Below are 19,228 nucleotides of genomic sequence, written 5' to 3' on the forward strand. Positions count from 1 at the left end.
ATGGTCATCGAGCTGTATTTCTCTCAGCACTTCGGGGTATCGCCGAAGGTGCTGGAGGACTACGGCGCGTTCGATGTGAGCCTCGCCTCCGATTTGCCTCTCTTCGTCGACCCCTTCCTGCTCTTCAACAGCAGGAAGCAGGAGTACCGCGATCTACACGACGGAATGATCCGCTACCTCATATTCCTCCGTGACCGGGCCGCCCCCGATCTCGATCCGGGGCTGATCAAGTCCTGGTACATGTTCCAGGAGGTGAAGCAGAACTGGCTCGGGTTCACCGTCCTCGGCAACTCGGGGAGCGGACTCGGCAAGGACTTCGCCCGCGCGCTCCACAGCTCCCTCGGCTCGATCCTGAAGGGGTTCGGGTCGGAGTCGATCACCAAGGGTGCCCACTTGGAGAAGCTCGCGCTCATCAAAGAGGGCGTCGGGCGCGATAACATCAGCGACTTCACCACGAACCTCATCAAGGGCTATCTGCTGGAGTACACCCAGGCGTTTGCGCTGGCGCATCTGTCGGCCGACCGGCGCGGCACATTCTCGGTCGCCCGCGCGGTCTTCAACTACGAGACCGAGACCTGGGAATCGAGCCAGTACGAACTGCCCGCGCTCCGGGGAGACTACGTTCTACTCACCCCGGCCGACATGCTCACCAAGGACGATACCTGGATCAGTCGCTCCGACCTTGTGCGCGAGTTCAGCAGCATCCCCGGCGCCATTGAAGACGACCAGCTTCGCGCGCAGGTCAACAACTACCTCTTCAAGAAGCTGAGCGACAATCCCACGAAGAAGGAGTACTCGGACCTGGCGGCTGCGGCGATCCTCCAGTTTCCCGAGGTCATCGACTACTACATCCGCCAGAAGGAAGACACGGGGGAGCAGGCAGTCGGCCTCAGCGCAAGACGGCGGCAGGAGGTCTTCGAGATCCTCGTGCAGATGGTGCAGACGGTCGTCGAAGACATCCGCGCCAATACCTCGCTGTACCTGACGCCGGTCACCAGCTACGACGAGGCGCTTGCCCGCGCCAACGGCTTCAAGCAGTACGTCGAGAACCAGGACGGCTACCGGCTCCTCAACAAGCCCGGCAAGGAACGCCCCCTCGCCACGGAGAAGGAGGTCCAGCTCTTCTTCGGCCTCATCTTCTTCGGCAGCGAGTTCGACGTGAACCGCGAGGTCAACAACGGCCGCGGTCCCGTGGACTTCAAACTGAGCAAAGGGGCCGTCGACAAGTCGCTGATCGAGATCAAGCTCGCCAGCAACAGCCAACTGAAGCGGAACCTCCAGAACCAGGTCGAGGTCTACGAGAAGGCGAACGGCACGCGCACCTCGGTCAAGATGATCATCTGCTACACAGAGGCGGACGTGGCGAAGGTCTATGCCGTCCTGAAGGAGCTGGATCTCCGCGGCGAGAAGTCCATCGTCGTCATCGACGCGCGCGCCGACAACAAGCCCTCGGGCTCGAAGGCGTGATCGGGACCGCTTCCGAGCCTGGTGGAGGGGGTTGGGTCGCCCGGTCAACGCGATCTAGCAGGATCATCTCGACTTGCCTTCGTTCAGCTTCTTCAGCTCCTGGAGCTCGGCCCAGTGCTGTTCGAGCCCAGCAAGAGTCGGGCTGACGCCCTGAGTGATGAGAGCCTGTGAATGACCGTCGATGTACCGGCAGGCCTGCTCGAACACTTCGCTGACCTTGGGGATGATCTCGCCGAGCTTGTCGACGTTGATGTTGATGAGCGTGGTCATCTGAACGTTCGCCTGATAGCGCCGCGTCACGCCCTTGAGCAGCTCGTCCTCCGTGAAGACCTCGCACCAGGAACGAACGTGGCTGTAGCCGGTGTGGACCAGCGCACCCCGGGCTTCGCCGTCCAACTGCTTGGCGGCCTGGATGGTGCTGTTGATCCGTCCCTTGATCGCGTTCAAGGAGTCGATGCGTGGTCCGGTGGCACGGGACACGTTGCCCTTGCCGCTCTCGTCAGTGATCTGGAAATAGGCGCACCGCTTGGACTTCTCGAACAGTGCGAGAAGCGTTGTGGCGAACAGGATGTCGTGAGTGAAGACGATGACCTGGTTGCCGTCAGCCAGTCGAGCGATGCGCTGGGCAACTTCCTTGATGCGGCGGTGATCGAGGCTTGACACCGGATCATCGAAGATGACCGGCGCTGTGATGCCCGCGAGGCGTGCCTCGGCGAGGAAGTCTGCGAGCGCCAACACCTTCTGCTCGCCCTCGGAGAGCACCTTGGAGGGCTTGTGCTTGCCGCTCAGTACCTTGCGGCGCTGCGCCTTACCCTCTCGCCCGACGAACTGGACTTTGAGCGATGGCGCGCGGAGCGCTTCGCACTCCTCGAGGAACAACGCATCGAAGCTCTGATTGATCAACTGGTCGCTGGCGGTCTTGGCGAGCGCGGTCACGGATCGGCCGAGGCCCGGCAGCGGACGCTTGAGCGTCTTGAGGCGATCGGCCTCCTTAGCGCTCTTGACCTGCGTCTCGATCAGCGACCAGGACTTGCCCAACTCGACGGCATCCTTGAGTTCGAGCAGCTCTGCCTGCTTCTCAGCCAGTGCCTCGGTTCGGCCCTTCTGCAGGATCTCCAGCTCCGAGATGCTGTTGCCCACGGTGGTCAGCGCAGTGCCGACCTCGGCCCGGGGCTTGGCCACGAGATCGGTGATCTGGATGCTGACCGGCTGGCCTGCTGCGGCTGCCGTGGCGGAGGTGTTTCGTGCCCCTTCGATCGCTTCAACCTGAGCGAAGTAGGTCGGGCGCTCGCTTGGATCGACGTCCTTGTACTGCTGGATGAACGACGCCATCTCGTTGCCTTGGAGCGCGACAGCCTGCCGCTTGTAGCCATCGAGCGTGGTGTCGGTGGCGCGGATGTCCGCCGAGATCTTGTCCTCAAGGTATGCCGAGTAGCGGGTGAGCAGATCACGCGCCGGATCGAGCAGAGGCTGGCGGCAGTAGAGACAGCGGTCTGCATCGTGCGCCTCAATCTCGACGAGATGCTGGCGGTACGTCTCGCCCGCCTCGATGAAGTCGTTCCAAGTGTCGTCGGGTTCAGCGGGCAGATCCGCAGCCGCGAAGAGCTCGCGACGGAACGTCTGGTAGTCGGTCGTGAGCTGCGCGCGCGTTGCCAGTGCCTCGTTGTACTTGATCTGCTCGAAGCCGAGCAGGGCTTCGGCCGTGGTCACGGCCTCCGACAGAACTCGTTGCTCGCTCTTGAGACCAGCGATCTGGGCGCCCATCGTGTTGGCGCGTAGGGCCGCAACGCCTTGGTTCAGGGCATCAAGCTGTTGGTCAACGTCGTCTCCGCTCTTAGCCTTGGCCTTGAGATCGGCGAGATCGGTTGACGCGCCGAGGGTCTCGATCAGTGGATAGATCGTCGATCCGCGTTGGAACCTAGAGAGCAGTCCCGATCCACTCGAACCAAGCTCGGCGATAGCCGCATCGATCTGCGCGGTCACTGCCTGAATTGCAGTCGTGACGTCATTGAACAGCGCCAGCGAGGCCGGGGTGTAGACGTAATCGAGGTCTTCATCGACGTGGGTACGCACGGCAGGGCTATCGAAGATCGACACGCGCGTGAACGGTGAAACACCCAGCTCGCCCGTCCAGGTCAGAGCCTGGGCGTCTTCACCCAGCTTGAACTCGAGCTTGGCGGACTGTGCCTCCGAAGTGTCGGCATCGATGTTGCCCAGGATCGTGTCGGCCGTGCGACTGTTGGCCAGAGCCTTGAAGATGCGCGAGTAGCCCGTCTTGCCGGTGCCGTTCTCCCCGTAAAGGATCGTCAGACCCTCGTGAGGCTCGATCACTGCGCCTGCCACCAGTGCGTTGACACCGCGCACCTCGGAGAGCCGCGTCAGCGACAGGGGCGGTGCCAACTCGTCCTGGCGAGCCTCGATATCGAGCAGTGGAACGGCCGGAAGATCCCGCTTATCGAGCGCCTTCTCCTGCCGGAACAGCAGGTAGGCCTTCTCGACCACGGAGGTTCCGACCGGTCGTCCAGTAGCGATTACTTCGGCGACAAGCAGGCGTGCCCACTCGTCATTGGAGTTCCCCCATTCAGCAAGTTGCGCCCGCGGATCGATCAGTTCGGTCGGCTCGGTTGCTTCAACTTCGATCTGCGTAGTCATCAGGCGCGCACCCCCTGCGGTGCATCGGCGCTGATCCGTGATGACGGCCGGCGCCGATGGTGTCCCTTCATGACCTGCTCATGACCTCCTCTACGCCATTGCAGACGCTCATCTGCTGATGCTCGATCCCTAACCATCAACGCTAGCCGCGGTGTCCGACACCGTTGACCCTGCCGCGCTCAAAGCGCGATTCGCGGTGACCCTCTTTCAGGTCTCGACTGACGATCTGGCCGACGTCTACGGCATCCCCGTGGCCTCACTTCGAGACTCTTACACGTCTTGCACATCGAGGCCGACCCGGCCTGACGGCGGGCTCGGCGGCTCACCTCTCTGACGAGAGAGGCGGTGCCGGGTGTCGGTTTCGATGCGGGTCATGGGCGCGGGGGACGGCTACAAGTACCTGCTGCGCTCGGTGGCGTCGGCTGACGGGGAGCGGGCGCTGTCGACGCCGCTGACCCGGTACTACGCCAAGCAGGGCACGCCGCCGGGCCGCTGGATGGGCGGCGGGCTCGCGGCGCTCGGGGAGGGTGAGATTCACGAAGGAGCGCCGGTCTCGGAGGCGCAGCTCCAACTTCTGCTGGGGATGGGGCGCGACCCGGTGACGGGCGATCCGCTGGGGAAGGCGTCTCCGGTGTTCCCGAGCATCGAGGATCGGATCGCGGCGCGCATCTTGCGGCTCGATCCGGCGTTGGGCGCGGATGAGCGGGCCGAGGCCGTTGTGGTGATCGAGGCGGAGGAGTCGGCGCGCACCTCGCGGCGGGCGGTCGCCGGGTACGACTTCACCTTCTCGCTGCCGAAGTCCGCGTCGGTGCTGTGGGGGGTTGCGGATGCGGCGACCCAGGCGCGGATCGCGGAGGCGCACCATGCGGCGGTTGCGGAGGTGGTTGCGTTCATGGAGCGCGAGCTTGCAGCGACGCGCTCCGGTGCAAGCTCCCGTGACGGCGCTGTTGCGCAGGTCGAGGTGACCGGACTCATCGCAACCGCGTTCGACCACTTCGACTCGCGGGCGGGCGATCCGCAGTTGCACACGCATGTTGTGGTGAGCAACAAGGTGCGCACGATCTTCGACGGCAAGTGGCGGTCGCTGGATGGCCGGCCTCTGCACGCGGCGACGGTGGCGCTGAGCGAGCTGCACACCGCGGTCTTCGCCGACCACCTGACTCGCGCGCTCGGCGTGGGCTGGCAGCGGCGCGAGCGGGGAGCCGACCGCAATCCGGTGTGGGCGGTCGCCACGGTGCCGGAGGACCTGGTTGCGGAGTTCTCGTCCCGGTCGCGGCACATCGACATCGAGAAGGATCGCCTGATCGCCGAGTACGAGGCCGCGCACGGGCACGCGCCGTCGCGGGAGACGATCATTCGGCTTCGGCAGCAGGCGACGCTGGCGACCCGGCCCGACAAGGAAGTCCGCCCGCTGGCCGACCTCGCCCAGGAGTGGCGCACCCGTGCGAGCCGACTGCTCGGCCGAGACGCGAGCGCATGGGCGCGGGAAGCCGTCCAGGTCGAGCCAGTCGAGCTGCTGCGCGCGGAGGGTGTGCCGCTGGAGCAGATCGCCCGGCTCGGCCTGGCGGTGGTCGCAGCGGTCGCGGAGAAGCGCACGACGTGGAGCCACTGGAATCTCTACGCCGAGGCCGCGCGGCAGGCGATGGGCTGGCGGTTCACCGCCACAGAGGATCGTGAGGCGATCACGGGGATGATCGTTGACGCCGCGGAGCAGGCATCCATCCGGCTCACCCCGCCCGAGCTGGCCTCCAGTCCCGTTGCGTTCCAGCGCACGGACGGGACGAGCGTGTTCCGCCCGCGCAACGCCGCCCGCTACAGCGGTGCCGCGGTGCTCGCTGCCGAGGACCGGCTACTTGCACGCTCCCGCGAGCAGGTTGCGCCGCGCCTGGCGGATACAACCATCGCGCACGCGCTGCAACCCCAGCGGGGCCGCGCGCTCGGCGACGACCAAGGGGTCGCGCTCACCGCGATTGCGTCGTCGGGCCGAATGCTCGACCTGCTCGTCGGCCCCGCGGGGGCGGGCAAGACCACCGCGCTGTGCGCGTTGCGCCGCGCGTGGGAGGCCGAGCACGGGCACGGCTCGGTCGTCGGCCTGGCACCGTCCGCGGTCGCGGCCGAGGTGCTGGCCGGTGACTTGGGCATCCCGACGGAGAACACCGCGAAGTGGTGGCAGACCTACCGCGACCACGGCATGGGATTCGCCGCCGGGCAGCTCGTGATCGTGGACGAGGCATCGCTCGCCGGGACGCTTGCCCTCGACCGGCTCGTTCGCATCGCAGCCGACGCCGGGGCGAAGGTGCTGCTCGTGGGCGACCCCGCCCAGCTCCAGTCCGTCGATGCCGGGGGAGCGTTCGGGATGCTCGTCGCCGACCGTGAGGACGTGCCCGAGCTGACCGACGTGCGCCGCATCGCCGCGGCTTGGGAGAAGGACGCCACGCTCGACCTGCGCAACGGTCGTGTCGAAGCCATCGACACCTATCAAGCGCACGGCCGCATCCGCGCGGGCGAAGCCGAGCGCATGGCCGACGCCGCCTACGCCGCATGGCAGCGCGACCAGGCAGCCGGGCTGGCGAGCATCCTCATCGCCGAGTCGAGCACGATGGTCACCACGCTGAACCAGCGCGCCCGCGCCGACCTCATCCTCGCCGGGCAAGTCGACGCGCGCGCCGAGGTGCGGCTGCATGACCATACCGAGGCATCCGTCGGGGACGCGATCATCACCCGCCGCAACGACCGCGCGCTGCGCGCCGGGCGCGGATGGGTGCGCAACGGCAGCCGGTGGACGATCACCGCCATCTTCAGCGACGGGTCGTTGCGGGTGCGACCCGCCGGACGGCGCTGGGGCGCGAGCGTGCGCCTCCCGGTCGAATACGTCGCCGAGCACATCGAACTCGGCTACGCCGTCACCGCGTACCGGGCGCAAGGGGTCACGGTCGAGACCGGGCATACCCTTGTCGAGCCCGGCGCGACGCGTGAGAACTTCTACGTCGCCATGACCCGCGGCCGACTCCGCAACACCGCCTACGTCTCGATCAACCGCCCCGACGACGACCACATCCACCCGCCGACCCAGGACACCACCGCGGTCGCGGCGCGCAAGGTGCTCGCCGGGGTGCTCCAGCACGTCGGCGCGGAACTCTCCGCCCGCCAGATGATCACGGCCGAGCAGGACACCTGGGGCTCGATCGCGCACTTCGCCGCCGAGTACGAGACCATCGCCGCCGCCGCACAACAGCCGAGGTGGGAAGCCCTCGTGCGCGCCACCCGACTCACCGAGGCCGAAGCGGACGCGGCCATTGGATCGACCGCGTTCGGCGCGCTCGGTGCCGAGCTGCGTCGCGCCGAAGCGGACGGGTACGACGCGGATCGCCTGCTGGGCGCGCTCGTCGCCTCACGCCCGCTCGACGACGCGGACGACGCGGCCGCGGTGCTCCACGAACGCGTGATCCGAGCCCTGACCCGAACGAACGGTGCCGGGCGCGTGCGCCAGCCCACCACTCCCATCGCCGGACTCATCACCCCGGCTCTCGGCACAATGGACGAGGACATGCGCACCGCGCTGCGCGAACGCGCCGCACTCATCGAGCAGCGCGCAGACGCACTCGTCGCCGAAGCGGTCGGCGCGTCCGCGGCATGGGTCGTGGAACTCGGCACAGAGCCCGCAGATCCGCAGCTCGCGGCTCTGTGGCGACGCGAGGCGCGCACCGTCGCTGCCTACCGCGATACCTACGGCATCACCGAGGCCAGCACGCGCGGAGTCATCGGCGACGACGTGCGGCAGCGCACAGACGCCGCGCGAGCACGCGCCGCGATCCACCGCGCACAGCAGACCGCGGCACGCGCGGCCGAACCGGAGCCGGGATCGTATGTGCCAGAGTTCTCTACGCCCCGCTTGGGTATGTAGCGGCACGGATGCACGTCGTCCCGTGTTCTCCACGTAGGTGCCTTGGTGGCCACGCCTACGCACTGAATCGCCCGTGATGTCCGGGCCCCCGAGTACGTTCGAAGCGTGCCTCTACTTACCTTCCGCCGTGCCAAGAGACCGGCTGCGCCCGACCCCAATCCTGACCACGCGTGGAAACTGCTGAGCCTTGTAAACGAGTGGATTCGTCACTCCGACGCCAAGGCGGGGGTGACTCTCGCTTTCGTTGGTGTTCTCGGCACGATGCTGTTCAACCTCGTCAGGGCGTTCACGCAGCGCTCTCCCATCTTCGATGTGGTTGTCGTCGCCGCGTGTGTGCTGCTGGTGCTGGCCGCGGCGCTGTGCGGCTGGACTCTGACGCCGCGCGTCAACGACAAGGACGCCGCCCCTGAAGCAATGAATCGGGTCTTCTTCGCAAGCATCGCCCGACATTTCAGAGGCGACCGTCCCGGCTACACGGAGGTGCTAGGCACGCTGACAGCGGATCCGCGCGAACTCGTCCGGGATCTCGCTGATCAGGTCCACGCGAACGCAAAGATCGCGACGCTCAAAGCAAAGTACGTGAAATGGGCGATCCGGTCGGCCCTAGCGGCTGGCACGTGCGTCGCGGCGGTCGCAATCATCGTCGGGATTGAAAGCATCTGAGGACGGGGAACATGGACGGCAACTACAAGGCGTACAGCTACACGAGCAGTGCCGATCGGATCAAGGCGATCCTGGATCAGCCCGCAGGAAGCTTCGAGGAGGTCGACGGGCTGCCCGACCGGGACAAGCTCACGTTCACGAACGGGTTCTATGGAATGTGCTCGGCGGTCTTCATCGACATCCGAGACTCTTCTGGGCTCACCGCCAAGCACAAGCGTCCGATTCTCGCAAAGATATACCGCGCTTTCATCTCTGAGATGGTGGCGGTGCTGAACTCCGATCTGTACGTCAGGGAAGTGAACATCGTTGGAGACTGCGTTTGGGCTGTGTATAAGACCACGCAGAAGACGCACATCGACGATGTATTTGGCATTGCTTCTCAGGCGAACACACTCATCAAGCTCCTCAACCACCACTATGCGAAAAAGGGAATCGACCCCCTGAAGATCGGCATCGGCGTTGACTACGGCCGAGTGCTCATGATCAAGGCGGGATTCAGCGGAAGTGGAATCAACGATGTCGTCTACATGGGTGAGGTCGTCAACCGCGCCGCTCACCTGGCACACGAAGCAGGCAGAGGGTGGTCCGACCCGATCTTCGTGGGCGGTGTCTTCGAGCAGAATCTCAACGACCACAACAAGGCGCTGCTGACTTCTCGATACGTGAACGGTCTCGGAACGGTCCACACTGGCAACGTCGTGAGCACGTCGATGAACGATTGGGTCGACACCCTCAGCTGACGGGTTCCGGGCTGATGAGGTTCGGCCGCTGCTCGTCCAGGTCGTTGTGCTCCTCGCAGGGTGATTTGGCGCGGAAACATCCGTGCGTCCGAGGTCGGGCGTACCCTAGGTGTCGAGGTAGTAGCCACGATTTCTAGGTCGCTTGCGACGGTCCCCTCGGGACGCTCACCACATGATCTACCTCCTCGGCGGAGCTACGCACCTCTCAGGAGGCGGACATCATGTTCCGACTGCTCTGGAATCTCGGCATCAGAGTTCGGCTGTTCCTGCGGACGTACATGCCAACGAACATCCTGCTCGACGCGCTGCGCACCCGACGCGGCCTGAAGTGGGGCGTGCCCGCCATGCTCATCGCCGTGCCGTACTTGCTCGGCGCGTGGCTCTTGACCATCTGGATCGCCGACGGCGGGCCGGGGTGGCTGAACCTGCTCGTGCTGCTCTTCATCTGGAACACGCTGAAGTTCCTCGTCAACGGGCCGATCACGCTCGTCGTCCTGATCCGGGCTCGCCTCGCCGAGCGGCGCGACCGCCGACTCGTCGAGCGCGAGTCGGCGGCTTACGCGGCGGGCGACGACCTTCCCGTTCTCACCGCGACGCGACTCTGACCCGGACGCATCGGGATCGCCAACGGCACTGTAAGAGCGGCCCTGCGCTCTGTCCGAAAACCTGTCCGTTTACTGCCCGTAGCCGTCCGTAAGCGTCCAGGGATAGACTGAGCCCCAGACGGCAACTGCCGCCTGGGGCTCAGTAAATTGCTGGTCTCAAGAACCGGAAGTGTGGCTCTGAGGGCCTCCCGGAATCAGACCCCGAAGTACAGCTCGTACTCGAACGGGTGCGGGCGTGCCGCGATCGGCTTGATCTCGTTCTCGATCTTGTACTCGATCCAGGTCTCGATCAGCTCGGGCGTGAACACGCCACCCGCGAGCAGGAAGTCCTGGTCGGCACGAAGCGCCTCGAGCGAGTCGAGCAGCGAGTTCGGAACCTGCGGGATGTTCTTCGCCTCCTCGGGGGGAAGCTCGTACAGGTCCTTGTCAACGGGCTCGTGGGGCTCGATGCGGTTCTTGATGCCGTCGAGGCCGGCCATCATCTGCGCCGCGAAGGCGAGATACGGGTTGCCCGAGGCATCCGGTGCGCGGAACTCGATGCGCTTGGCCTTGGGGTTCGATCCCGTGATCGGGATACGGATGGCCGCCGAGCGGTTACCGGCCGAGTAGACCAGGTTGACCGGGGCCTCGTAGCCCTTGACCAGACGCTTGTACGAGTTGATCGTCGGGTTGGTGAAGGCGAGCACGGCGGGCGCGTGCGCCAGCAGGCCACCGATGTACCAACGGGCGATGTCGGACAGACCGCCGTAGCCGTTCTCGTCGTAGAAGAGGGGCTTGCCGTCGAGCCACAGCGACTGGTGCGTGTGCATGCCGGAACCGTTGTCACCGAAGAGCGGCTTGGGCATGAAGGTCGCGACCTTGCCCCACTGCTCGGAGGTGTTCTTGACGATGTACTTGAACTTCAGGATGTCGTCCGCCGAGTGCACCATGGTGTCGAAGCGGTAGTTGATCTCCTGCTGTCCACCGGTGCCGACCTCGTGGTGCGAGCGCTCGAGGACGAAACCGGCCTCGATCAGCTTGAGCGTGATGTCGTCTCGCAGGTCGGCCGTCTTGTCGACGGGGCTGACCGGGAAGTAGCCACCCTTGTACGGGGTCTTGTTGGCGAGGTTGCCGCCCTCTTCGGCGCGGCCCGTGTTCCAGGCGCCCTCCTCGGAGTCGACGCTGTAGAAGCTGGAGTTCTGCTTCACTTCGTAGCGAACGTCGTCGAAGATGTAGAACTCGGCCTCGGGGGCGAAGAACGCGGTGTCGGCGATGCCGGTCGAGGCGAGGTACTTCTCAGCCTTCTTAGCAACCTGACGCGGGTCCTTGTGGTATATCTCGCCGGTGCGCGGGTTGTAGATGTCGAAGATCATGATGAGAGTCTTCGCCTCGCGGAACTGGTCGAGGTACGCCGTCGACACATCCGGAATCAGCTGCATGTCCGACTCGTGGATGTTCGCGAAACCTCGGATCGAGGAGCCGTCGAACAGCTGGCCGACGGTGAAGAACTCCTCGTCGACCGTGGAAGCGGGGATGTTGAAGTGCTGCTGAACACCAGGAAGATCCGTGAACCGGATGTCGAGGAACTTGACGTCCTCGTCCTTGATGAACTTCAACACCTCGGATGAGTCTTTGAACATTCTGGCTCCAGAGGTAGGGCATTCGGGAACTGCCGCCCGCGATGCGGGCCTCCCTGAAAGCTATCGTCGGGGCATTGCCCGACAATGACGCTATTGTTTCCGGCATGTTACGCGCGGCTGGATACGCTGGTCCGGTGACATCGAATGCACCCGACGCCTATCCCGGTCAACGCCTCGGTTTGCCGCGGGATGGCGCGGGTTCTGTCGCCCGCGTCGGACGCCGTATCGGGGCCCTCGTGATCGACTACGGCGCGGCGTATCTGATTTCAGGATTCTTCGCTTTTGACGCGTTGGCGATCCTGGCGATCTTCGGCGCGATCCAGATCTTGTTCCTGCCAACGCTGCAGGCCAGCCCCGGTCACCGAATCTTCGGCCTGCGGCTGCAGATGGTCGGCGGCGGATGGGTGGGGCTCTGGCGCCCGATCATCCGCACGCTGCTGCTGATCGTCGTGATCCCCGCGGTGATCTGGGACGCGGATCAGCGTGGCCTGCACGACAAGGCTGTCGGAACGATCCTCGTCCGGCGCTAGGTTCCGGACCTTCACACCGACCCGGACGGTGCGAGCAGGGTCAGCGGGGACGCGGCGCGCGAACCTTCGTGGGGTCGATCCCCTTCGGGATCGGTAGCGATGCGAGGGACTGCGAGACCGAGTCCACGCGCTTCATGACGGCGACCATGGTCGCCTTGTCGAGCTTGCGCGGGAATGACTTGATCGTCTTGGCAAGATCCTTGATCGGAACCTCGCCCGCGCCGTGGCCGATATAGATGACGTGCACCGGCACGCCGTTGGCGACGCGGTTCACCTTCGAACGCTCTTCGTTCACAAGTCGCTGGAGGCGGCCTTGCGAGCCCTCGCCGATGACCACGACACCGCCGCGGCCGATTGCGCGGTAGACCGCATCCTGAGTCTTCGGGTTGACGCCCACGGGGGTCTCGGACGCGGTCCAGCTGCGCCCGAGGAACGTGGTGATGACGTGACCTACGGCACCCGGCATGCCGTCGATCTGGTCGTACATGGCGCGCGTGGACAAGCGCGTCATGGTCATCAGCGACGCGAGGATGCCCGCGAGGAAGCCGGTGATGCCCCAGAGCAGGATGTTCCACCACTCCGGCTGGATCAGGAACGCGACCACGATGCCGAGCCCCGTCGTCACGAAGAAGATGCCCGTGAGCAACCACGGAAGGAAGCCGAACGACCGTCGTGTGAAGATGTAGAGACTCTTGATCTGGGAGAAGAACCCGGGACGCTTCTCGGGTGCCGCGCTGCGTGCTGCCATACCTTCCAGCCTACTTCCCGAGAGCCCGGTGTTCCGCGCGATGATTCGCTGTCTTGCACGTCGCGCGTCCTCCACAGCCCGGTCTCTGCGTCCAGTCACCACTGATCGGAGGAAGGGGTGGCCTCAGTGTCTTCCGCCGGGCCAGCGTAGGAGCATGACCGAACCGCCGCTGATCGATGATCCGTTGGCGGGTGCCGTCGTCCGGATGCGGCGCGTCACCCAGCCCGAAGCTCCTTTCGCCGGGTGGCTGGCGCGGGTGGACGAGACGGTCGTCCAGCTGGTCGACACGGCGGATCTGCGTGGTTGGCCGGGATGGCGGTCCCGGGGGGACCATGTGCTCGGGGTTCAGGACGTCTTACGAACATCGTCAGGTCACGAGGCGGTGCTGCCCTGGTGCATCGAGCGGGTCGACACGTTTCTTGCGCGGCGCGAGGAGGGCGGCGCTGACTTGGGGGCGGGTGAGGTCATCACTATCGCCGTGAGCCTCATTCGTGGGTGCGGCACGGCGCGTGGCGAGACGCCCCGAGGGGACTGGTGGTTGACGCAGGACGGCACCCCGACTTTCGTCTGTGCAGCGGATGGCGCTGCGGACCCCATCGGTGAAGCGGCGGGCTCACTCGTCGATCGCCTGTCTGAGATATCGAGTGTCGACGGCTCGTGGCGCCTACGCGAAATCGCCAGGATGCTGCGGGATGGCCGAGACGCGGCGGAGGCCGAAGCGCACCTGTTTGCGATCGCTTCCCCCGAACCCCTCGTCCTCACGCCGCTGACCCCACGACGAGCGGCGGATGCGCGGCGGGCGGGCGCCGTCGAAGTCGTTGAGCCGGAACGGCGCGATTCGCTCCTGGCCCGACTCGTCCGCAGGCATGTCGACTCCGGCATCGGGGACATGGTCTCGGACGCGATGGATTCGGTGCGCCGGCGTGCAGGGAACACGCGCCGCAGGGTTGCCCGGCCCTGGCTGGTGGCGGTGGGTATTGCGGGCGTGATCGTCGTCGGCGGCCTGGCCTGGCCGACGGGCTCCACTCCTGCCGCCAACGCGCGTCCCGCTGCATCCGAATCGCCCGCTCCGTCGACTGGGATGGCAGGACCCGGTGACACGACCACGGGCGCGCCACAGGGCGACGCGGAGCCGGAGAGCGCGGATGGGGCCGGGCAGAGCGACCCCGCGGCCGCGCTGCAAACCGCGCTGGAATCTCTCGCGACCTGCGCAGATGCCGCGTGTGCGGCGAAGCTCTTCGAGGAATCTGCCGCCCCGGATATGCCGCCGGGTGCGGTTGACCTGCCCGCCGCGGAGCGACGGATCGAGCTTCTGGACGACCTCGGGGGAGTCGCGATCCTGAGCGTCAGCGGCATGGATGACAGTGGCATGAGTGGCATGAGTGGCGAAGTCGGCTCTCAACTCGTGGTGCTCGTGCGAACCGGCGAGTCCTGGGTGATCCGTGATGTGCGGGATGTCGAGGCGCCGTGAATGCGAAACGCCCCGACATTTCTGCCGGGGCGTTTCAGCGATCGCCTACTCGAAGTCAGGCTCGATTAAATACCGAGGTCCGCCGCGAACTCCGCTGCCTCTAGGCGTGCCTTGACGGCACCGAGGAACCGGGCGGCATCCGCACCGTCGATGATCCGGTGGTCGTACGACAGGGCGAGGTAAACGACCGAGCGAACGCCGATCGCTTCGACACCATCGACCTTGACCACTCCGGGGCGCTTGACGACGATTCCCGTGCCGAGAATCGCCGACTGGGGCAGGAACACGACGGGGGTATCGAAGAGGGCACCACGCGAACCGGTGTTGGTCAGCGTGAACGTGCCGCCTCCGAGCTCGTCCGGCTTCAGCTTGTTGTCGCGCGTGCGGGCAGCAAGATCGGCGATCTCGTGGGCGATCTCGGCGAGGTTCTTCGAGGCCGCATCACGCAGGACCGGCGTTAGCAGGCCCCGCTCGGTGTCGACCGCGATCGAGAGGTTCTCGGACGCCGGGTACACGATCGTGTCACCGTCGACCGTGGCGTTGACGATCGGGAACGCCTGCAGCGCTTCGGCAGCAGCCAGAGCGAAGAAGGGCAGGAACGACAGCTTGTCCGACGTCTTCTTCTGGAAGTCGACCTTCACGCTGTCACGGAAACCCGCGAGCTTCGTGACGTCGACCTCGACGACCGTCGTGAGCTGGGCCGTGGCCTGCATCGACGCGACGGCACGCTCGGCAAGGACCTTCCGCAGACGGGACATCTTCTGCGTCGTGCCACGCAAGGGCGAGACCTCGAGAGCGGGGGCCTTCTCTGCGGCGGGTGCTGCGGGTGCCGCGCTAGCCGATTCAGCAGCCTTGAGGACATCCTCCTTGCGGATGCGCCCTCCGACACCCGTGCCGGTCACGGTCGAGAGATCCACGCCCTGCTGCTGAGCGAGACGGCGCACCAGAGGCGTGACATACGTGCGCTCATCGGACGAGTCCGATGATGCGGCCGGCGCTGCCGGCGCACTCGGCGCGGGAGCCGAAGGTGCCGGAGCGGATGCGGCCGGAGCCGGCGTTGCGGCAGCCGGAGCGGCGGCAGCCGGAGCGGGCTCGGGTGCGGGCGCCTGCTCGGAAGTCTCGGATGCCGGGACATCCGCCTCGACGGGCTTCTCCGTGGAAGGCGCTTCAGGCTCGGTGACGGGCTCTGCGGCCGGAGCCGGTGCCTGCTCGGAGGCGGCGGGTGCGCCGCTGCCGATCTTGGCGAGGACCGCGCCGACCGCGATGGTCTCGTCCTCGGCCGCGACGATCTCCTGCAGAACCCCGGCAACGGGCGACGGGATCTCGGTGTCGACCTTGTCGGTCGAAATCTCAAGCAGCGGCTCATCGACGGCCACCTCGTCGCCGACATTCTTGAGCCAGCGCGTGACGGTGCCCTCGGTGACGGATTCGCCGAGTTCGGGCAGAACAACGGACGTGCTCGAACCACTCGACGCACCGACCGCGGCGGGTTCGGCCGCGGCGTTGCCGGCCGGTTCGGCGTCAGCAACGAGCTCGGGCTCTGCGGGTGCCTCAGCGACCCGATCTTCGGCCGGGGGCTGCGCCTCAGCGGGAGCGGATGCCTCAGGCGCTGCGTCGCCCGAGGGCTGGCCGCTGCCGTCGCCGATCTTGGCCAGCAGACCGCCGACCTCGACGGTCTCGTCCTCCTGCACCAGAATCTCTTCGAGAATTCCGCTCACGGGGGAGGGGATCTCGGTGTCAACCTTGTCGGTCGAGATTTCGAGCAAGCCCTCATCGGCCTTGACCTCGTCTCCCACCTGCTTCAGCCAGCGGGTGACCGTACCCTCGGTTACGCTCTCGCCGAGAGCGGGGAGGACGACGGATGTGCTCATGACGATGTCTCCTTAGGGACGAAACTGTCGATGTCTAGCTTAGTGAAGCCGAGGACGGGCATTGCTAAAGCGCGTGCAAGGGTCGGCCCGCGAGAGCGAGGAAAGCTTCGCCGAGCGCCTCGCTCTGGGTCGGGTGGGCATGCAAGTACGGGGCGATATCGTCCGGGTGCGCTTCCCAGCCGACGATCAGCTGTGCCTCGGCGATCAACTCACCGACACGCGCGCCGATCAGGTGAACGCCGATCACCGGACCGTCGACGGCGCGCACCACGCGAACGAGACCCCCCGTGCCGATGATCTCACTGCGCGCGTTGCCCGCAAGGTTGTAGTCGAACGAGGTGACCTTCTCGCTCCCCAGATCGGCGACCGCCTCTGCGAGAGTCGAACCGACGGAGGCGACCTCGGGGTCGCTGTACGTGATGCGCGGGACCTGCCGCTCGGGCACTGCGGTCGCGGGTAGTCCCGCCATCCGCTCGGCCACGAAGATCCCCTGCGCGAAACTGCGGTGCGCCAGCTGCAGGCCGCGCACGATGTCGCCCACCGCCCACACACCGGGCACGGATGTCTGCAGGTCGTCGTTCACGACGACGAATCCGCCCTCGAGCGCGACACCCGCCTCTTCGAGACCGAGGCCTGCGGTACTCGGTCCGCGACCGATCGCCACGAGCAGATAGTCCGCGTCGAGCTGAGTCCCGTCCTCGAGCTGAACGACCACGGCATCGTCGCTTTGCGTCGCCGAAGCGAACCGTGAGCCGATATGCATCCCGATCCCGCGCTTGCGGAACGCCCGCTCGAGACCCTTGCTCATGGCCTCGTCTTCCTGCGGCACGAGCCGGGGGAGAGCTTCGACGATCGTGACCTCGACACCGAAGGAGCGCCAGAGGCTTGCGAATTCGACGCCGATGACGCCGCCGCCGAGGATCACGACACGTCGCGGGATCTCGGGCAGCTCGAGCGCGTGCTCGCTCGTCAGAATCCGGCCGCCGGCCTCGAGGCCCGGGATGATCTTCGAGAAGGAACCCGTCGCGAGGAGCACGTTCTTGCCCCGGTACACGTCGGCGCCGACCCGCACCCCCCGGTCTTCTTGGAGATAGCCCTCGCCGTCGATCACGGTGATGCCGCGGGCCGAGATCAAGCCCTTGAGCCCCGCAAACTTCTTGGCGACGATTTTTTCCCGGTAGGTGCGGAGGCCATTCGCGTCGATGCCCGTCAGGGTTGCGTCCACGCCGATCTCGCTCGCGGACCGCACGGCATCGGCGACTTCGGCGGCGTGCAGAAGCGCCTTGGTGGGGATGCAGCCGCGGTGCAGGCACGTGCCACCGAGCTTGTCGCGTTCGACGATCGCGACCTTTGCGCCCAGTTCTGAGGCACGGATCGCCGCGGAGTAGCCGCCGCTCCCGCCGCCGAGAACGACCAGGTCGAAGACGTGCTCCGCCATTACCGGGCACCTCCCGAAACGAATTCGATCAGGGAACGAACGCTGGCTCCGGTGGGGCCCTTGTCGGTCGACCCGTAGGGACCGCCCTTGTTCATGCCGACTCCCGCGATGTCCAGGTGAACCCAGGGGATGGTCGGTGCATTCTCTTCCTCCGACACGCGTCCGATGAAGTGCTGCAGGAACAGCCCGGCGAAGAGCGAGCCGCCCGCGGGGTCACCGATCTTGGCGTTCACGAGGTCGGCGATGGAGGAGTCGAGGTCATCGCGCATGTATGCGGGCAAGGGCAGCTGCCAGGCGAGCTCGCCCGCTCGCTCGGCCGCCGCGAGGTACTCGGCGACGGGTGCGTCATCGCCCATCACCCCGGCGTAGCGGGTGCCGAGGGCAACGCTGATCGCGCCGGTGAGGGTCGCGACATCGATGATCACGTCCGGGCGCTCACGGGATGCCGCGACGAGGCCATCGGCGAGAACCAGGCGACCCTCGGCATCCGTATTCAGAACTTCGATCGTCGTTCCATCAAGTGCGGTCAGGACGTCGCCGGGGCGCGTCGCGCGTCCCGAGGGCATGTTGTCCGCGATGCAGAGATAGCTCGTGACCCGCACGGGCAGCGCCAACTCGGCAGCGGCGCGCACGACCGACAGCGCGACAGCAGCACCGCACATGTCGTACTTCATCCCGACCATCGAGCCCGCAGGTTTCAGGGAGAGGCCGCCGGTGTCGAAGGTGATTCCCTTGCCGACGACAGCGACGTGGCGGGAGGACTCGGCGGGTGCGTAGTCCATGCGGACGAAGCGCGGCGGACGGTCAGAGCCGATGCCCACACCGAGGATGGCGCCGAATCCTTCGGCCTCGAGCGCTTCCTCATCGAGCACCGTGACTTCCACGGGGAGGTGGGCGACCTCTGCCACCGCACGTTCGGCGAGATCGGCCGGGCCGAGTCGGTCGGCCGGAATCGCGACGAGTTCTTTGACGAGGGCCACCGCGTCGACGACCACCTGCGCGGCGCGCACGTCGTCGTCCGACACCTCTTCGGTCGAGACCACGATCACACGGGCCGCGCGACGCTTTCCGCCGTTCTTCTTATAGGTCGCGAAGGTGTATCCGCCGAGGCCCGCGCCCTCGGCGATGGCGCGCCAGGTGCCATCGGGTGCGCCGGGGGAGAGCACGGCGACGGATTCGATCTGACCGAGAGCGCGGATGCCCGCGCCCGCGGCATCCCGGTACGCACCGGGCTGCACCGCCGAACCGACACCCGCAACGGCCACCGCGCCACGCGCACTGTCTGCGAGCGGCACACGGGCGAAGGAGCCAGGAGCTCCCGAGAACTCGATCGCGCGCAGCGCATCGGCAAGGCCTGGCCAGGGGGAGAGATCGGGGCCATCGTCCACGAGCGGTGGAAGCAAGAGGAGCGAGACGTCCGCGTCGATGTCTGTCGCTGAGGCAGGGAAATACGAGATCTGCGGCGTCGGCATATGGACCATCCTAGGTCGGCGTCTGGAGCGGCGCCGGTGACTCGCGCG

13 protein-coding genes are annotated in these 19,228 nt (G+C 66.2%); 7 read left to right on the top strand and 6 right to left on the bottom strand.

The window, feature by feature from the left end; all coding sequences use genetic code 11:
- A complete protein-coding gene (locus ACXZ1E_RS00285; protein ID WP_458041504.1) occupies positions 1–1,467 on the top strand; it encodes a hypothetical protein in 1,467 nt (488 codons plus the stop codon).
- A gap of 63 nt (positions 1,468–1,530) precedes the next feature.
- Here the strand turns inward: ACXZ1E_RS00285 and ACXZ1E_RS00290 are convergent, their stop codons facing one another.
- The gene (locus ACXZ1E_RS00290) at positions 1,531–4,119 is read right to left on the bottom strand and encodes an AAA family ATPase (RefSeq protein WP_458041505.1); all 2,589 of its coding nucleotides are present in this window, start codon (positions 4,117–4,119) and stop codon (positions 1,531–1,533) included.
- Positions 4,120–4,471: 352 nt separating this feature from the next.
- On the opposite strand from ACXZ1E_RS00290, the gene mobF reads away from it, so the two are divergent.
- The 4 genes from mobF to ACXZ1E_RS00310 all read left to right on the top strand — a co-directional run bounded on the left by mobF (position 4,472) and on the right by ACXZ1E_RS00310 (position 10,031).
- Positions 4,472–8,023 carry a MobF family relaxase gene (mobF, locus tag ACXZ1E_RS00295; RefSeq protein ID WP_458352002.1) on the top strand — a complete coding sequence of 1,184 codons (3,552 nt, stop codon included), beginning with the start codon at positions 4,472–4,474 and terminating at the stop codon, positions 8,021–8,023.
- 261 nt (positions 8,024–8,284) lie between these two features.
- Positions 8,285–8,686 (top strand): Pycsar system effector family protein, encoded by a 402-nt coding sequence (locus tag ACXZ1E_RS00300; protein ID WP_458041506.1) that lies wholly within the window; start codon positions 8,285–8,287, stop codon positions 8,684–8,686.
- A gap of 11 nt (positions 8,687–8,697) precedes the next feature.
- On the top strand, positions 8,698–9,426 hold the full coding sequence (locus ACXZ1E_RS00305) for an adenylate/guanylate cyclase domain-containing protein (protein WP_458041507.1): 729 nt from the start codon (positions 8,698–8,700) through the stop codon (positions 9,424–9,426).
- Positions 9,427–9,647: 221 nt separating this feature from the next.
- Positions 9,648–10,031, top strand: a complete 384-nt coding sequence (locus ACXZ1E_RS00310) for a sulfate permease (RefSeq protein ID WP_458041508.1) — start codon at positions 9,648–9,650, stop codon at positions 10,029–10,031.
- Positions 10,032–10,225: 194 nt separating this feature from the next.
- On the opposite strand, the gene glnA is transcribed toward ACXZ1E_RS00310, so the two are convergent.
- Positions 10,226–11,650 carry a type I glutamate--ammonia ligase gene (gene glnA / locus ACXZ1E_RS00315; RefSeq protein WP_458041509.1) on the bottom strand — a complete coding sequence of 475 codons (1,425 nt, stop codon included), beginning with the start codon at positions 11,648–11,650 and terminating at the stop codon, positions 10,226–10,228.
- Positions 11,651–11,784: 134 nt separating this feature from the next.
- Between glnA and ACXZ1E_RS00320 the strand changes: the two genes are divergently transcribed.
- Positions 11,785–12,180 (top strand): RDD family protein, encoded by a 396-nt coding sequence (locus tag ACXZ1E_RS00320; protein ID WP_458041510.1) that lies wholly within the window; start codon positions 11,785–11,787, stop codon positions 12,178–12,180.
- A 40-nt stretch (positions 12,181–12,220) separates the two neighbouring features.
- On the opposite strand, the gene ACXZ1E_RS00325 is transcribed toward ACXZ1E_RS00320, so the two are convergent.
- Entirely contained in the window at positions 12,221–12,928 is a 708-nt protein-coding gene (locus ACXZ1E_RS00325; protein WP_458041511.1) for a DUF4191 domain-containing protein, read from the bottom strand.
- A 154-nt stretch (positions 12,929–13,082) separates the two neighbouring features.
- Between ACXZ1E_RS00325 and ACXZ1E_RS00330 the strand changes: the two genes are divergently transcribed.
- Positions 13,083–14,399 (top strand): hypothetical protein, encoded by a 1,317-nt coding sequence (locus tag ACXZ1E_RS00330; RefSeq protein ID WP_458041512.1) that lies wholly within the window; start codon positions 13,083–13,085, stop codon positions 14,397–14,399.
- Between the two features lie 65 nt (positions 14,400–14,464).
- Here ACXZ1E_RS00330 and sucB read toward each other — a convergent pair whose 3' ends face one another.
- The 3 genes from sucB to ACXZ1E_RS00345 form a co-directional block, all read right to left on the bottom strand.
- On the bottom strand, positions 14,465–16,270 hold the full coding sequence (sucB, locus tag ACXZ1E_RS00335) for a 2-oxoglutarate dehydrogenase, E2 component, dihydrolipoamide succinyltransferase (protein WP_458041513.1): 1,806 nt from the start codon (positions 16,268–16,270) through the stop codon (positions 14,465–14,467).
- 64 nt (positions 16,271–16,334) lie between these two features.
- Positions 16,335–17,708 carry a dihydrolipoyl dehydrogenase gene (gene lpdA, locus ACXZ1E_RS00340; RefSeq protein WP_458041514.1) on the bottom strand — a complete coding sequence of 458 codons (1,374 nt, stop codon included), beginning with the start codon at positions 17,706–17,708 and terminating at the stop codon, positions 16,335–16,337.
- On the bottom strand, positions 17,708–19,180 hold the full coding sequence (locus ACXZ1E_RS00345) for a leucyl aminopeptidase (RefSeq protein ID WP_458041515.1): 1,473 nt from the start codon (positions 19,178–19,180) through the stop codon (positions 17,708–17,710). Before ACXZ1E_RS00345 ends, lpdA begins: the two co-directional genes overlap by 1 nt.
- Positions 19,181–19,228: the final 48 nt, after the last annotated feature.

It is taken from the genome of Pacificispira sp. HM-600, assembly GCF_977993705.1.

Coding starts and splice junctions, on each gene's coding strand:
- ACXZ1E_RS00310 (WP_458041508.1), top strand. CDS start 9,648: ATGTTCCGACTGCTCTGGAATCTCGGCATCAGAGTTCGGCTGTTCCTG.
- lpdA (WP_458041514.1), bottom strand. CDS start 17,708: ATGGCGGAGCACGTCTTCGACCTGGTCGTTCTCGGCGGCGGGAGCGGC.
- ACXZ1E_RS00285 (WP_458041504.1), top strand. CDS start 1: ATGGTCATCGAGCTGTATTTCTCTCAGCACTTCGGGGTATCGCCGAAG.
- ACXZ1E_RS00345 (WP_458041515.1), bottom strand. CDS start 19,180: ATGCCGACGCCGCAGATCTCGTATTTCCCTGCCTCAGCGACAGACATC.
- ACXZ1E_RS00325 (WP_458041511.1), bottom strand. CDS start 12,928: ATGGCAGCACGCAGCGCGGCACCCGAGAAGCGTCCCGGGTTCTTCTCC.
- ACXZ1E_RS00300 (WP_458041506.1), top strand. CDS start 8,285: ATGCTGTTCAACCTCGTCAGGGCGTTCACGCAGCGCTCTCCCATCTTC.
- ACXZ1E_RS00330 (WP_458041512.1), top strand. CDS start 13,083: ATGACCGAACCGCCGCTGATCGATGATCCGTTGGCGGGTGCCGTCGTC.
- ACXZ1E_RS00290 (WP_458041505.1), bottom strand. CDS start 4,119: ATGACTACGCAGATCGAAGTTGAAGCAACCGAGCCGACCGAACTGATC.
- ACXZ1E_RS00305 (WP_458041507.1), top strand. CDS start 8,698: ATGGACGGCAACTACAAGGCGTACAGCTACACGAGCAGTGCCGATCGG.
- sucB (WP_458041513.1), bottom strand. CDS start 16,270: ATGAGCACATCCGTCGTCCTCCCCGCTCTCGGCGAGAGCGTAACCGAG.
- glnA (WP_458041509.1), bottom strand. CDS start 11,650: ATGTTCAAAGACTCATCCGAGGTGTTGAAGTTCATCAAGGACGAGGAC.